This window comes from Streptacidiphilus sp. P02-A3a (genome assembly GCF_014084105.1).
Taxonomy (GTDB): Bacteria; Actinomycetota; Actinomycetes; order Streptomycetales; family Streptomycetaceae; genus Streptacidiphilus.
Window position 1 is genome coordinate 1798176 of record NZ_CP048289.1, and the last position, 14919, is coordinate 1813094.

14 protein-coding genes are annotated in these 14919 nt (G+C 73.0%); 10 read left to right on the top strand and 4 right to left on the bottom strand.

All coding sequences use genetic code 11. From position 1 onward, the window contains the following. Window positions 1-208: 208 nt before the first annotated feature. The gene (locus GXP74_RS08180) at window positions 209-1573 is read left to right on the top strand and encodes a glycoside hydrolase family 18 protein (RefSeq protein WP_182450727.1); all 1365 of its coding nucleotides are present in this window, start codon (window positions 209-211) and stop codon (window positions 1571-1573) included. Between the two features lie 63 nt (window positions 1574-1636). Here the strand turns inward: GXP74_RS08180 and GXP74_RS08185 are convergent, their stop codons facing one another. Beyond that, complete coding sequence (locus GXP74_RS08185; RefSeq protein WP_182450728.1) at window positions 1637-2518, bottom strand: LLM class flavin-dependent oxidoreductase; 882 nt, start codon at window positions 2516-2518, stop codon at window positions 1637-1639. Window positions 2519-2597: 79 nt separating this feature from the next. Here GXP74_RS08185 and GXP74_RS08190 point away from each other — a divergent pair, with 79 nt between their 5' ends. Genes GXP74_RS08190 through era form a run of 3 tightly spaced genes read left to right on the top strand, consistent with a single transcriptional unit; the run spans window position 2598 to window position 4215 of the window. Continuing rightward, window positions 2598-2972 (top strand): cytidine deaminase, encoded by a 375-nt coding sequence (locus GXP74_RS08190; RefSeq protein WP_182450729.1) that lies wholly within the window; start codon window positions 2598-2600, stop codon window positions 2970-2972. A 55-nt stretch (window positions 2973-3027) separates the two neighbouring features. Then, window positions 3028-3186 (top strand): hypothetical protein, encoded by a 159-nt coding sequence (locus tag GXP74_RS08195; protein WP_182450730.1) that lies wholly within the window; start codon window positions 3028-3030, stop codon window positions 3184-3186. Between the two features lie 36 nt (window positions 3187-3222). Continuing rightward, window positions 3223-4215: a GTPase Era gene (gene era / locus GXP74_RS08200; RefSeq protein ID WP_182450731.1), complete on the top strand. Its 993-nt coding sequence runs from the start codon at window positions 3223-3225 to the stop codon at window positions 4213-4215. A 23-nt stretch (window positions 4216-4238) separates the two neighbouring features. Here era and GXP74_RS08205 read toward each other — a convergent pair whose 3' ends face one another. After that, a complete protein-coding gene (locus GXP74_RS08205) occupies window positions 4239-5261 on the bottom strand; it encodes a LacI family DNA-binding transcriptional regulator (RefSeq protein ID WP_182450732.1) in 1023 nt (340 codons plus the stop codon). A 152-nt stretch (window positions 5262-5413) separates the two neighbouring features. On the opposite strand from GXP74_RS08205, the gene GXP74_RS08210 reads away from it, so the two are divergent. Beyond that, entirely contained in the window at window positions 5414-6154 is a 741-nt protein-coding gene (locus tag GXP74_RS08210; RefSeq protein WP_182450733.1) for an alpha/beta fold hydrolase, read from the top strand. A 3-nt stretch (window positions 6155-6157) separates the two neighbouring features. Continuing rightward, window positions 6158-8686, top strand: a complete 2529-nt coding sequence (locus GXP74_RS08215; RefSeq protein ID WP_182450734.1) for a beta-glucosidase — start codon at window positions 6158-6160, stop codon at window positions 8684-8686. A 36-nt stretch (window positions 8687-8722) separates the two neighbouring features. Here the strand turns inward: GXP74_RS08215 and GXP74_RS08220 are convergent, their stop codons facing one another. Further along, window positions 8723-8992, bottom strand: coding sequence for a protealysin inhibitor emfourin (locus tag GXP74_RS08220; protein ID WP_182450735.1), 270 nt, complete (start codon window positions 8990-8992; stop codon window positions 8723-8725). A 47-nt stretch (window positions 8993-9039) separates the two neighbouring features. Further along, window positions 9040-10185 carry a M4 family metallopeptidase gene (locus GXP74_RS08225; protein ID WP_182450736.1) on the bottom strand — a complete coding sequence of 382 codons (1146 nt, stop codon included), beginning with the start codon at window positions 10183-10185 and terminating at the stop codon, window positions 9040-9042. 351 nt (window positions 10186-10536) lie between these two features. Between GXP74_RS08225 and leuA the strand changes: the two genes are divergently transcribed. The 4 genes from leuA (at window position 10537) to GXP74_RS08245 (ending at window position 14901) form a co-directional block, all read left to right on the top strand. After that, a complete protein-coding gene (leuA, locus tag GXP74_RS08230) occupies window positions 10537-12324 on the top strand; it encodes a 2-isopropylmalate synthase (protein ID WP_182450737.1) in 1788 nt (595 codons plus the stop codon). 170 nt (window positions 12325-12494) lie between these two features. Beyond that, on the top strand, window positions 12495-13160 hold the full coding sequence (locus tag GXP74_RS08235; RefSeq protein ID WP_182450738.1) for a TerB family tellurite resistance protein: 666 nt from the start codon (window positions 12495-12497) through the stop codon (window positions 13158-13160). 69 nt (window positions 13161-13229) lie between these two features. Further along, on the top strand, window positions 13230-13976 hold the full coding sequence (gene recO / locus GXP74_RS08240; RefSeq protein WP_182450739.1) for a DNA repair protein RecO: 747 nt from the start codon (window positions 13230-13232) through the stop codon (window positions 13974-13976). A gap of 76 nt (window positions 13977-14052) precedes the next feature. Then, on the top strand, window positions 14053-14901 hold the full coding sequence (locus GXP74_RS08245; protein ID WP_182450740.1) for an isoprenyl transferase: 849 nt from the start codon (window positions 14053-14055) through the stop codon (window positions 14899-14901). Window positions 14902-14919 lie beyond the last annotated feature (18 nt).

Consider the following 14919-nt stretch of genomic DNA (forward strand, 5'->3'; position numbering starts at 1 on the left):
TTAATTAGGTTTACTACCTTGCGGTCAAGGGATCGCGCATCCCGATCGGGCTTCTTGTTCAGCTTCCCGGTCATTGACCCGATGTCAGCTACTGGACTATACCTATCGCCTAGATGGTCTATACCAACGCACGGGGGCGTGGGGTTCGACCAGATGCGGCGTTCCGCCCTCCCCCCTTGCCATGTCCGGTACTTGATGAGGAGAGCACATGTCCGCACCCTTCTCGATCGGAGCCGCTGGGCGTCGTGCCCTGATCGCGGCGACCGCCGCCGTCAGTGCGGTGGCCCTACTGGCGGTCTCGCCGGGCAGCGCGCAGGCGCAGTCGAGACCGGCCGCGTCGGCCCGTCAGGCGGGCGGGTCCGCCGGGGCACCGAAGCAGTTGGTCGGCTACTTCACCCAGTGGGGCATCTACTCCGGGTTCCTGGAGAAGAACCTGGTCACCACCGGCGAGATCAAGAACCTCACCGAGCTCGACTACGGGTTCAGCGACATCAGCAGCGACGGCACCTGCGACAGCGGCGACAGCTGGGCCGACTACCAGCGTCCGTTCGCGGCCGACGAGGCGGTGGACGGGCAGGCGGACGCCGCCGGGCAATCACTCCTGGGCAACTTCAACCAGCTCCGCGAACTCAAGGCGGAGTACCCGAAGTTGAAGATCGTGATGTCGATCGGGGGCTGGGCCTGGTCGGGGCAGTACTCGGCGCTGGCGTCCACCGCCGCCGGGCGGCAGAAGTTCGTCTCCTCCTGCATCGACCAGTACCTCAAGGGCGACCTCCCCGGGCTGCCCGCCGGGGCCGCGGCCGGGATCTTCGACGGCTTCGCGGTGGACTGGGAGTACCCGGGCGAGCCGGGTGACGGCAACCCCTACAGCCCGCAGGACGGCGCCGACTACACCGCGCTGATGCAGGAGTTCCGCAGCCAGCTGAGCGCGCTCAGCGCCGGCGGCTTCGGTGACCGGCACTACCTGCTGACCGCGAACACGGCGGGCAACCCGGTCTTCGCGGCCCAGCTGCAACTGCGCCAGGTCGCCAAGGTGGTGGACTGGTTCAACGTCATGACCTTCGACTACCACGGAAGTTGGGAGCCCGCCGGGCCGACCGACCTCTCCGCGCCGCTGTACGTGGACCCGCGCGACCCCAACCCGCCGGCCAACCAGTTCAGCGTCGACCAGTCGGTCAGGTACTACGAGTCGCAGGGCGTCCGGCCCGGGCAGATCTCGCTGTCCATCCCCTACTACGCGCACGAGTGGACCGGCGTCGCCCCCGGGCCGAACGGCGACGGCCTGTTCCAGGCGGCGACGGCGGGCGGCGGCACCCCGAACTACAACCAGGTGGTGACCGCGCCCGGCAAGACCTACTGGGACCCGCTGTCCGAGGCGCCGTACAAGTACGACGCGGCGAGCGGGACCTTCTACACCTACGACAGCCCGGCCTCGGTCTGGCTCAAGGGCCAGTACATCGACCAGCAGGGGCTGGCGGGCACGATGGTCTGGTCGCTCGACGGCGACACCTCCGACGGCCGGTTGACCGCGGCGCTCGGCGCGAGCCTGCACACCAACGGCAACCGGGGCTGACCCGGCGCCCGGGGGAGGGGCGGCCGGGTCCGGAGCCGAACGCGCCGGGCCCGGCCGCCCTGGCTACGCCGCGGGCTGCCGGAGGGCCGCCTGGGCCGCCGCGAGCTGCCGCAGCGGCTGCGGGCCGAGCGGGCGCAGCACCACCGTCCCGACCCCGGCCGCCCACAGCGCGCGGATCGCGGCCGCGGCCGCCTCGGGCGAGCCGGAGGCGGCGAAGATCTGGTCGGCCGGGCGGCCCAGCCACGCCGCCTGGCCCGCGATCACCGCCTGCCCGGCGGCCGGGTCGGCGCCGGGCGAGTCGACGCTGAGGAAGGTGAACGTGGTCAGGCTGTGCGGACGCTCCCCGGTCCGGCCCTTGCCGATGTGCGCCAGCGCCGCCGCCACGTCGTCCGGGCCCTGGCCCTCGGGCAGCAGGGTGCCGTCCGCGACCCGGCCGGACAGCTCCAGCGAGCGCGGCCGGACCACCCCGGCCACCAGCGGCGGCACGGTCACCGGCGGGTGGACCAGCTGGACGCCGTCCACCCGCACCTCGCGCCCGTCCAGGGTGACCCGCTCGCCCCGCAGCAGCCCGCGGACCACCGTCAGGGTCTCCTCCAGCAGCGCCAGCGGACTCCGCGCGGCGGCGCCGACCTTGGCCATCCACTCGCCCACGCCATGGCCGACCCCGGCGGTCAGCCGTCCCGGGAACATCCGCGCCAGCGCGGCCAGCTCCATGGCCAGCAGCGCGGGGTTGCGCAGCGGCGCGGGCGCGATCCCGATGCCCACCCGGAGCCGGTCGGTGGCACCGAGCGCCGCGGCGGCGGAGGACATCGCGCCGGTCCAGCCGAGGTCCTCGACCACCCACAGCTCCTCGATGCCGAGGGCCTCCACCGCCCGCGCGAAGCCCGGCAGCCCCTCGGGCTCCCAGGCGCGGTCGTACATCACGCCGATCCGATGCTGAGTCATCGGGCCACGCTACAGGTGGGCCGGTTCGGTGGGCCGGTTCGTGGGGGCGGTGCGGTGCCCGGGCCTTATCCTCGTGGGTATGAGTGAGCTGGCAGCAGGCGCTACCCCGGAGACCACGTTGGACCCGGAAGACCGGAAGATCATCACCCTGGCGCGGTCCGCCCGCGCCCGCAACGGCGTGCCCGAGGGCGCGGCCGTGCGTGACGAGACCGGCCGTACCTATGTCGCCGGGACGGTCGCGCTGGAGTCGCTGCGGCTCAGCGCGCTGCGTACGGCCGTGGCCATGGCCGTGGCCAGCGGCGCCCGGGGGCTGGAGGCGGCGGCGGTGGTCGGCGCGGCCGAGCAGTTCACCGACGAGGACCTGGCGGCGGTACGGGACCTGGGCGGCCCGGGCACGACGGTGCTGCTGGCCGGTCCGGACGGCGCGCTGCGGCTGGTCACCCAGGCGCAGTAGCCTTCGTCGTCCTGGCAGAGGCAGAGCGAGTCGTCCTGGCGGCGGGAGGGGTGGCATGGGGGGCATCGCGTTCGTCGCGGGGGTGCTGTTCGTGCTCATGGGGATGGGGCACTGGCAGGAGGACCGGAGTCCGGTCTGGCTGACGCTCTCCATCATCGTGGCGGTCTTCACCGTCGGCGGCGGCCTGGCCGGGCTCTTCAAGCGCGGCAAGTGACCGCCAGGGGCGGGGCCGCCCCGCGGATGGGGGAGAATGGTGAGCATGAGCTCTCGCCCCACCCAGCAGTCCGCCAGGCCCGCCACCGTCGCCGACGCCGCCCCGCAGGGGGACCAGCCGCACCGGTCGGGCTTCGCCTGCTTCGTCGGGCGGCCCAACGCGGGCAAGTCCACGTTGACCAACGCGCTGGTCGGGACCAAGGTCGCGATCACCTCGGACCGCCCGCAGACCACCCGGCACACCGTCCGCGGCATCGTGCACCGCCCCGACGCGCAGCTGATCCTGGTGGACACCCCCGGCCTGCACAAGCCGCGCACCCTGCTCGGTGAGCGGCTGAACGACGTGGTCCGCTCGACCTGGGCCGAGGTGGACGTCATCGGCTTCTGCGTCCCGGCCGACCAGAAGCTCGGTCCGGGGGACAAGTTCATCGCCAAGGAACTGGCCGGGATCAAGCGGACCCCCAAGGTCGCGGTGGTGACCAAGACCGACCTGGTGGACTCCAAGCAGCTCGCCGAGCAGCTGATCGCGGTCTCCCAGCTGGGCGTGGAGCTCGGCTTCGAGTGGGCCGAGATCATCCCGGTGTCCGCGGTCGCCGACAAGCAGGTGGACCTGCTGGCGGACCTGCTGGTCCCGCTGCTGCCGGAGGGCCCGCTGCTCTACCCGGAGGGCGACCTCACCGACGAGCCCGAGCAGATCATGGTCGCGGAGCTGATCCGCGAGGCCGCGCTGGAGGGCGTCCGGGACGAGCTGCCGCACTCGCTGGCGGTCGTGGTGGAGGAGATGCTGCCGCGCGAGGGGCGTCCGGAGGGTCGGCCGCTGCTGGACATCCACGCCAACGTCTACATCGAGCGGCAGAGCCAGAAGGCCATCGTGATCGGCTCCCGGGGCGCGCGGCTGAAGCACGTGGGCACGGTCGCCCGCAAGCAGATCGAGGCGCTGCTGGGCACGCCGGTCTACCTGGACCTGCACGTCAAGGTCGCCAAGGACTGGCAGCGCGACCCCAAGCAGCTGCGCAAGCTCGGCTTCTGATGATCCGTCAGAACTGAGCGTCGTCAGCCGGAGTCGCGGACGACGATCTGCGAGGCGCCGACGGAGTGACTCTCGGTCGGCGCCTCCGGGTTCCGGATCAGCCGGTCGATCAGCTCCGCCAGCCGTGCCCCGTCCGGCAGTTCGAGCCGCACCGTGGTCAGCCGGGGCCGGGTGAGCCGGGCCAGCAGCACGTCGTCCGCGCCGACCAGGGCGACCTCCCCGGGGACCTCCAGCCCGGCGTCCTGGAAGGCGCTGAGCAGCAGCAGGGCGTACTCGTCGTTGTAGGCGAACAGCGCGGACAGGTCCAACTCGCGCCAGCGGGAGACCAGTTCGGCGGCATCCTGTTCGCTGTAGCCGAGCCGCAGCGGCTGCACCAGCGCGCCCGGGCCGCCGTGCTCGGCGTAGACGGCCCGCAGGCCCTCCAGTCGCGGCTCGCCGAAGACGGCGAGGCTGGGTTCGGTCGGGACGATCGCGCCGATGCGGTGGTGCCCCCCGGCCAGCAGATGCCGCGCCGCCACCGCGCCGACCTGTCGCTGATCGAGTGTCAGCGAGTGTGCGCCGGGCACCTGTTGGCCGCCGAGGGTGAACACCGCCCGGGTGCCGGACTGGCGCAGCAGCTCCACGCCGCGCGCGCTGAGCCCGGAGCCGAGCCCGGCCAGTACCGCCGTGGGGCGCAGCTCGGCCCACCCGGCGGCGTCGGCGTCGGAGCCGCCGGAGTCGCCGTAGATCACGATCGGGTAGCCCAACGTCCGCAGCGCGGCCCGCAGTTCGCCCAGGAAGCTGTTGAACAGCGGGCCGAAGACCACCTCGGGCATGGTGAGCAGGACGATCCCGGTGTGCCCGGCGCGCAGCGAACGCGCGGCGGCGTGCGGGACGTAGCCCAGTTCGGCGGCGGCGGCGCGGACCCGCTGCCGGGTCTGTTCGCTGACCCGGCCGCTGGCGCTGTTGTTGAGGACGTACGAGACCGTGGCACGGGACACCCCGGCGCGGCGGGCGACGTCGGCGCTGGTGGGTGCGGTGCGCGGGGAGGCCGGTTGCTGAGTCATACCGCTGTACATCCTTCCAGAAGCCGGGCCCCGGCGGGGGCGGGAGGTCGGCGAACGCCCTGGTTACACGAGTAATCTCGGTGCATGCCATCATGGTCGGTGGCGCGGCGGCGGGGCCGACCGCGGACGTTCGCGACGAGAGGACCGGCACGGTGAGGCTGAACACTCGGGAATGGGGCAGCGGCGAGCGGATCGCGGTACTGGTCCACGGGATCATGTCCGACTCCCGCACCTGGCGGCGGGTCGGACCGGCGCTGGCCGACCGGGGGTACCGGGTGATCGCGGTGGACCTGCGCGGCCACGGCGGCTCCCACCCCCGCGACGCGGACCCCGACCCGGGATCCGACGGCGCGGAGACCGGCCGCTACGCGCCGCACCGGTACGCCGAGGACCTCGCCGAGACCCTGCCGCCGGGGGTGGAGCTGGCCGTCGGCCACTCGCTCGGCGGCCTGGCGCTGGCCGGCGCGGTGGAGCGGCTGCGGCCGCGGCGCGCGGTCTACCTGGACCCGGCCTGGCGCTTCGACCCGCTGGGGGCGGGCTTCGACCCGGCGCTGTTCGCCGAGTTCGCCGACCGGGCCACGCCCGCGCTGGTCGCCGCGATGAACCCGCGCTGGGAGCAGGCCGACGTGGACACCGAGATGGAGACGCTGGCGGTGTGGGACCGGGCCTGCGCCGCCGCGCTGACCCCGCTCGCCGGGCGGCGGCTGCTGCCGGAGCGGGCCGTGGCGCCCTCGCTGGTGCTGACCGCCGACCCGAGCCGGCTGGTCCCGGCCGAGGAGGCCGCGCTGCTGCGCGCCCGCGGCTTCGAGGTGCGTACCGTCCCGGAGGCCGGGCACACCATCCATCGGGACGACTTCGCCGGATTCATGACCGCGTTGGAAGGCTGGATCTGATTCATGGACAGCACCACCACCGAACCCAGCAGCACCGCGGCGGGCACCACCACCGCGGGTACCGCCGCCGACCGGGGCCGGGAGGCCGCGGTCGAGGCCGCCCTCGGCCGACTCGACCTCACCGCCAAGGTCGCCCTGCTCGCCGGGGCCGACATGTGGTCGCTGCCCGCCAACGCGGAGATCGGCCTCGGGCGGCTGGTCATGTCCGACGGCCCGGCCGGGGTGCGCGGCGAGCAGTGGACGCCGGACGACCCCTCGATCGCCATCCCCGCCCCGACCGCGCTGGCCGCCACCTGGGATCCCGACCTGGTCCGCCGCACCGGCGGGCTGCTGGCGCAGGAGGCCCGGCGCAAGGGCGTGCACGTGGTGCTCGCGCCCACGGTCAACCTGCACCGGAGCCCGCGCGGCGGACGCCACTTCGAGGCCTACTCGGAGGACCCGCTGCTCACCGGCGAGATCGGTGCGGCGCTGGTGGCCGGGATCCAGGCGGGCGGGGTGGCCACCACCCCGAAGCACTGGGTCGCCAACGACTCCGAGACCGACCGCTACACCGTGGACGTCCGGGCCGACGAGCGGACCCTGCGCGAGCTGTACCTGGCGCCGTTCGAGGCGATCGTCCGCAAGGCCCGGCCGTGGGGCCTGATGGCCGCCTACAACCGGGTCGGCGGGCACAGCATGAGCGAGCACGCCGAGCTCAACAACGGTGTGCTGCGCGCGGAGTGGGGTTTCGACGGGGTCCTGGTCTCGGACTGGACCGGGGCCAGGGACACCGTCCGGGCGGCGCTCGGCGGCCTGGACATCGCGATGCCGGGCCCGGTCACCGTCTACGGCGAGCACCTGGTCGCCGCCGTCCGCGACGGACGCGTGCCGGAGGCGGCCGTGGACGAGCTGGCCCGCCGGGTGCTGCGCCTGGCCGCCCGGGTCGGCCTGCTGGCCGGGGCTCCCGCCGCCGTGCCCGAGCCCCCGGCGGACGTCGACGGCGAGGCACTGGCGCGGGAGGTCGCCGCCCGCTCGTTCACCCTGGTCCGCAACCAGGGCGCGCTGCCGCTCGACCCGGCGCCCGGCTCGGTGGCGGTGATCGGCGCCGCCGCCGCGCAGCCCAGGATCGGCGGCGGCGGCTCCGCCCAGGTCTTCCCGACCGGGGTGGTCAGCCCGTTGGCGGGGCTGCGGGCCGCACTGCCGCCGAGCACCGCGCTCGGCTACGCGCTCGGCGCGGATCCGGCCGTCCACCTGGCACCGCTGGCGGCGCCGGTCGAGGCGGTGCTGCTGGGCTCCGGCGGGGCCGAGCTCGGCACCGCCGGGCTGCCCGACGGCGGTGTCCGCTGGATCGGCCGACTGCCGGGCGGGGTCGGCTTCGCGGACCTGCGCGCGGTCCGGATCACCGGCGTGCTCCAGCCGCAGACCACCGGCGTGCACCGGTTGGGCATCCGCGGCCAGGGCCGCTTCCTGCTGGAGGCCGGGGGCCGGACCCTGTTCGACGGGGAGGTGCGCTACCAGGGCACCGACCCGGCCGGGGCGTTCCTCAACCCGCCGGAGGAGGTGCTCGAACTCGACCTGGACAGCACTGCGCCGATTGAGCTGACGCTCACTCATTCTCTTTCCAAGGCACCGGAGTTCGCCGGGTTCGGGATGGTCTCGTTCGCCCTCGGCCATGGCGCCCCGGTCGGCACCGAGGACGAACTGATCGACGAGGCGGTGGCGTTGGCGGCGTCGGCCGATGTCGCGGTGGTGGTCGTGGCCACCACCGAGGAGGTGGAGAGCGAGGGCGTCGACCGGGCCGGACTGGCCCTGCCCGGACGCCAGGACGAGTTGGTCCGCCGGGTCGCCCAGGTCAACCCGCGGACGGTGGTGGTGGTCAACGCGGGCGCGCCGGTGCTGATGCCCTGGCGCGAGCAGGTCGCGGCGGTGCTGCTCACCTGGTTCCCGGGGCAGGAGGCGGGCGCGGCCCTGGGCGAGGTGCTGCTCGGGATCCGCGAGCCCGGTGGACGGCTGCCCACCACCTGGCCGGCGGCGGAGGCCGACTGCCCGGTGTGGCGGGTCGAGCCGGTCGACGGCCGACTGGACTACCGCGAGGGCCTGTTCGTCGGCTACCCGGCCTGGCAGCGGCGCGGCGGCGCGGCCCCCGCGTACTGGTTCGGCCACGGCCTCGGCTACACCGACTGGGAGTACCAGGGCCTCGACGTCCGGCTGCGGCGGCCGGGGCCGGGCGAGGACCCGTACGCGGCCCGGGCCGAGGCGGTGGTGCTGGTCCGCAACACCGGCGCGCGGACCGGCCGCGAGACGGTGCAGGTCTACCTCGCGCCGGGTGGCGCGGACCCGGACCGCCCGGACCGGCGGTTGGCCGGGTTCGCGGTGGTCGAGGCGGCGCCGGGCGAGGTCGCCGAGGTCCGGGTGGAGCTGCCGCTGCGGGCGTTCCAGACCTGGGGGGCGGACGGCTGGACCACCCGCCCCGGCCGGTACACGGTCGAGGCGGGGCGCAGCGTCGCCGACCCCCGGGCGACCGCCGTGCTGGAGCTGCCGGACGGCGGCTGACCCGGCCCGCGCGGGGCCGGGCCGCCGGGCCCCGCGCTACTGCCCCTGGGACAGCACCAGTCGGATCAGATCCCGCTGCCCGTCCGTGAGTTGGGGTTCGGTGCAGTGCACCGTGGCCCGGCCGTCGACGGTGATGGCGTAGTGGAAGCCGTCCGGTACGCCGAAGCTGGCGGTGCGGGTGCCGGAACTCAGCACCTCGCGGGCCAGGGCGTGGATGTGCGGGGCGTCGGGGCGGCCTTCGGTGTCGAGCGAGGCGCGCCGCTCGACACCGGTGACCCCGCCGTCGCGGATGACCTGGATACGCATAGTGTCCAGTGTGCTCCGTTGGGTGTGCGTGGCGACAGGCTTTATTCCTATGCGGGGTTGAGTGGAGTGTTAATTCTCGCTGTGGCCGAAGTCCCGTCCGAACCGTCCGCCGCGGCCGGTACCGCCGCCACCTGCACCCCGACCGCCGACCAGGCGGCGCGTACCGCGTCCAGCTCCGTCCCCGCGCCGAAGCGGGCCCGGGCGGCGTCCGCGGTGGCGGTGGCGAAGGCCGCGAAGTCCGCGTTCGCGGCCAGTCGGCCGCCGGTGAGCACGTCGTACCAGATCTGCCCGGCGCGCTCCCAGGCGTGCCCGCCGATGGCGGTGGCGGCCAGGTAGAAGGCGTGGTTGGGGATGCCGGAGTTGAGGTGCACGCCGCCGTTGTCGCTGTCGGTGCTGATGTAGCCGGACATGGTCGCCGGCTGCGGGTCGGCGCCCAGGCGCGGGTCGTCGTAGGCGGTGCCGGGGGCCTTCATCGAGCGCAGGGCGACCCCCTGCACGCCCGGGGCGAGCAGGCCCGCGCCGATCAGCCAGTCCGCCTGCGCGGCGGTCTGGCCGAGGGTGAACTGCTTCACCATCGAGCCGAAGACGTCCGAGACCGACTCGTTGAGCGCGCCGGACTGGTCCTGGTAGTCGAGGTTCGCGGTGTACTGGGTGACGCCGTGGGTGAGTTCGTGGCCGATGACGTCGACGGAGACGGTGAAGTCGTTGAAGAGGACGCCGTCGCCGTCGCCGAAGACCATCTGCCGCCCGTTCCAGAAGGCGTTGTCGTAGTGGACCCCGTGGTGCACGGTGGCCTCCAGCGGCAGGCCCCGGCCGTCCACCGAGCGGCGGCCGTAGGCGTCGAGGTAGAAGGTGAAGGTGTCGCCGAGGCCGTCGTAGGCGCGGTCCACGCTCTGGTCGGCGACCGGCGCGGAGCCCTCCGTGCGGACCACCGGGCCGGGCAGCGGCTGCTGGTGCCGGCCGTCGTGGATGGTGCGCTGGGCGGTCGGCGTGGGGGGCGCGGGTGGCTGCGCGGGGGCGGGCACGGTCGGTGTGCGCCCGGCGCGCTGGCGCCGGTGCAGCGCGTCCAGTTCGAGCGAGAGCCGGGCGGCCGCGCGGACCGCCTCGTCCGCATCGTGGACAAGTCGTTCCAGCAGGTGCGGGGGGACGATGCCGCAGAAAACCGGCACGATTCCGTGGTGCTGTGTGGTCATATCGCCCAAAGTGGCAGAGATCACACCAGTCTGTCAGTACCCGAACGGTCACCTTCACTGGAAGGGGTGGTCCGTGGCCGACACCGTCTCGACAGACGGACAATCCCGGATACGGGTGCCGATCGTGCGCGGGCCTGGGTTAGGGTGAGTCCCATCATGCGTATCGGGCTGCTTCTTCTTAGCTGCCGCGGCGAGGGCCTGTAGTTCACACAAGGCCGACTCCCTCGCCGCGGGGATTCGTGCTGTGCGCTTCTCATTGCCGCAGTCCGTCGGTCGTCGGTTCACGACAGTCCGCACCGACCGGCTGAGCCCACCGGGCAGCCAGCCCACCGATCAGGGAGCATGAGAAGCATGTCCGAGATCCAGCAGCCCTTCGCCGAGCGGCCCACCCCGATCACCGCCGCCACCGTGCGCCAGCAGCCCTCGAAGATGCCGTACCAGCGGTACGTACCCTTCGGTACCGTCGACCTGCCCGACCGGACCTGGCCGACCAAGGTCATCACCAAGGCCCCGCGCTGGCTGTCCACGGACCTGCGGGACGGCAACCAGGCCCTGATCGACCCGATGTCCCCGGCCCGCAAGCGCGCCATGTTCGACCTGCTGGTGCGGATGGGCTACAAGGAGATCGAGGTCGGCTTCCCCTCCTCCGGCGCCACCGACTTCGACTTCGTGCGCTCCATCATCGAAGAGGGCGCGATCCCGGAGGACGTCACCATCAGCGTCCTGACGCAGGCCCGCGAGGAGCTGATCGAGCGCACGGTGGAGTCGCTGATCGGCGCGCCCCGGGCGACCGTCCACCTGTACAACGCCACCTCGCCGCTGTTCCGCCGGGTCGTCTTCAAGGGCTCGCGGGCCGACGTCAGGCAGATCGCGGTCGACGGCACCCGGCTGGTGATGGAGTACGCCGAGAAGCTGCTGGCCGGATCCACCCCCGGCGGCGGCACGGTCTTCGGCTACCAGTACTCGCCGGAGATCTTCATCGACACCGAGCTGGACTTCGCGCTGGAGGTCTGCGAGGCGGTGATGGACGTCTGGCAGCCCGCCGAGGGCCGCGAGATCATCCTGAACCTGCCGACCACGGTCGAGCGGTCCACCCCCAACGTCTACGCGGACAAGATGGAGTGGATGTCGCGGAACCTGTCGCGGCGCGAGTTCGTCGCGCTGTCCACCCACCCGCACAACGACCGGGGCACCGGCGTGGCCTCCGCCGAGCTGGCGATCATGGCCGGAGCCGACCGGGTCGAGGGCTGCCTGTTCGGCCAGGGCGAGCGGACCGGCAACCTGGACCTGGTCAACGTCGGGATGAACCTGTTCTCGCAGGGCGTCGACCCGATGATCGACTTCTCGGACATCGACGAGATCCGCCGCACCTACGAGTACTGCAACCAGATGGTCGTACCGGAGCGCCACCCCTACGCCGGTGACCTGGTGTACACCTCCTTCTCCGGCTCGCACCAGGACGCGATCAAGAAGGGCTTCGACGCGCTGGAGGCCGACGCGGCGGCGGCCGGGCACCCGGTCGGCGAGCACACCTGGGGCGTGCCCTACCTGCCGATCGACCCCAAGGACGTCGGCCGCTCCTACGAGGCCGTGATCCGGGTCAACAGCCAGTCCGGCAAGGGCGGCATCGCCTACGTGCTGAAGAACGACCACAAGCTGGACCTGCCGCGCCGGATGCAGATCGAGTTCTCGAAGATCATCCAGCAGAAGACCGACACCGACGGCGGCGAGGTCACCCCGGCGCAGATCTGGGCCGCGTTCGAGGACGAGTACCTGCCCACCCCCGACGCCGCCTGGGGCCGGATCCAGCTGGGCGAGTACCGGCTGGCCACCACCCCCGAGGGCAAGGACGCGATCGAGGTCGAGGCCGTGGTCGACGGCGCGCCGGTCGCCCTGTCCGGCACCGGCGACGGCCCGATCGACGCCTTCTTCGCCGCGCTGCACTCGATCGGGGTGGACGCCCGGCTGCTGGACTACGTCGAGCACACCATGAGCCAGGGCTCCGGCGCCCAGGCCGCCTCCTACTGGGAGTGCGCCGTGGACGGCTCGGTGCGCTGGGGCGTCGGCATCGACACCAGCATCGTCCGCGCCTCGATCAAGGCGGTCGTCAGCGCCGTCAACCGGGCGCAGCGCGGTTGACACCCGCAGTTCGCCGCACTGGTCCCCCGCTGTTCAGCGGGGGACCAGTGTGTTTTCTGCCACAATTTTCCGATCCCCTGGCAGTAGGCGGTACTGACAGGGCGTCAAGGTCGTGGCAGCATCGACGCAACCGGCAGCGGAGTCGGTGTGGCAGGCAGGGGAGTCGCGCCATGACGCAGCTCGTGGGTGTCAGCGCCCGATGGCGCACCGACGTACTGGGCGAGTTCTTCTGCCCTGGATGCGGCGGTGACCGGAACTACCGGCGGCAGCACGGACGCAGATGGCTGCGGCTGCTCGGGCTGCCCGCGCTGCCGCTCGGCGACGCCGGATCCACCCTCCAGTGCACCTCCTGCTCCGGCCGCTACCCGCTGGACGCGCTGGAGCGCCCGACCTCCGGCAACCTGCTGGCGATGCTGCGCACCGCCCAGTACACGATCGCGCTGACCCTGCTGGCGGCCGGCGGCACCGGTGCCCGGGCCGCCCGCGAGGCCGCCGTCGGGGTGATCCGCGAGGCCGGGTACGCCGACCTGGACGAGCCGCAGGTGCTGGCCGCGCTAGCGGCCCTGCGCGAGGGCGACGAGGAGCTGTCCGAGCTGTACGGCTGCGGCAGCGGCCTGGCGGTGGAGCTGCACACCGCGCTGGAGCCGCTGGCCCCGCACCTGGCCGCGCCGGGCCTGGAGCACCTGCTGCTCCAGGGCGCCCGGATCGCCCTCGCCGACGGCCCCTACCGCCCCACCGAACGCGAGGCGCTGCGGGCCACCGGCAACTGCCTGGGCCTGACCGCCGAGCGGATCGACGCGACGCTGACCGCGGCCACCCGGCAGCCGCACCCGTAGGCGCCCCCGGGCCGCCGCCCGCGGCCGGGACCGGCGGGGGTTGTCGGTGCCGTGCGCGACAATGGCGGCATGGCCCTGTTCCGTGACGACGGTGTGGTGCTGCGCACCCAGAAGCTGGGTGAGGCGGACCGCATCATCACCCTGCTCACCCGCCAGCACGGCCGGGTGCGCGCGGTCGCGCGCGGCGTGCGCCGCACCAAGTCCAAGTTCGGCGCCCGGCTGGAGCCCTTCTCCCATGTCGACGTGCAGTTCTTCTCCCGGGGGGAGGAGCTGGTCGGCCGCCACCTGGCGCTGTGCACCCAGGTCGAGACGATCGCCCCCTACGGTGGCCGGATAGTGGCGGACTACCCCAGCTACACCGCCGGGACGGCGATGCTGGAGACCGCCGAGCGCTTCACCGAGAACGAGGGCGAGCCCGCCGTGCAGCAGTACCTGCTGCTGGTCGGCGCGCTGCGGACGCTCGCGGCGGCGGAGCACGCGCCGCCGCTGGTGCTGGACGCCTTCCTGCTGCGCTCGCTCTCCGTCAACGGCTACGCGCCCAGCTTCGACGACTGCGCCAAGTGCGGGCTGCCCGGCCCCAACCGTTTCTTCTCGGTCCAGACGGGCGGGGTACTCTGCCACGACTGCCGCGTGCCCGGCAGTGTCGTACCCTCCCCTGAGACGATGGAGTTGCTGGGGGCACTGCTCTCCGGCGACTGGGAGTCGGCGGACGCCTGTGAGCCACGTCACTGCCGTGAGGGCAGCGGCCTGGTCGCGGCGTACGTCCAGTGGCATCTGGAGCGGGGCCTGCGCTCACTGAGGTACGTCGACCGCTGAGGCGGTCCGGGCCGGGGCAGGCCAGGCCCGCGTGCCGGTCCGAGGCACGCTGGAACGAGTGGAGAACCGAAGGCTCATGGCAACTGCACGACGTGGACTGTTCGGGGGCGGCAAGCGCGAGTACCTGCCGCCGCCGCCCCATCCCAGCGGCGCCCGCCCGCCCGCGCTCCCGGCGGACCTGGTCCCCGAGCACGTGGCGATCGTGATGGACGGCAACGGCCGCTGGGCCAAGGAGCGCGGCCTGCCGCGCACGGAGGGCCACAAGGTCGGCGAGAGCGTCGTGCTGGACGTCCTCAAGGGCTGCCTGGAACTCGGCGTGAAGAACCTCTCGCTGTTCGCCTTCTCCACCGAGAACTGGAAGCGCTCGCCGGACGAGGTGCGCTTCCTGATGAACTTCAACCGGGACGTGATCCACCGCCGCCGGGACGAGATGCACGAGATGGGGATCCGGGTCCGCTGGGCCGGGCGGATGCCCAAGCTGTGGAAGAGCGTCGTCCAGGAGCTCCAGGTCGCCGAGGAGATGACCCGCGACAACGACGCGATGACGCTCTACATGTGCGTCAACTACGGCGGCCGGGCCGAGATCGCGGACGCGGCGGCGGCGCTGGCGGCGGACGTCGCGGCGGGGCGGCTCGACCCGAGGAAGGTCAACGAGAAGACCCTCGCCAAGTACATGTACCACCGCGACATGCCCGACGTGGACCTGCTCATCCGGCCCAGCGGCGAGCAGCGCACCTCCAACTTCCTGGTGTGGCAGTCGGCCTACGCGGAGCTGGTGTTCCAGGACGTGCTGTGGCCGGATTTCGACCGCCGCGACCTGTGGCGGGCCTGCGAGGAGTACGCCTCCCGGGACCGCCGCTACGGCGGGGCGCTGCCCAACGCGGTGCCGGACGAGCCGGTGCTGCCGGAGCAGCTGGTCCACTGAGCGGCCGGTCCACTGAGC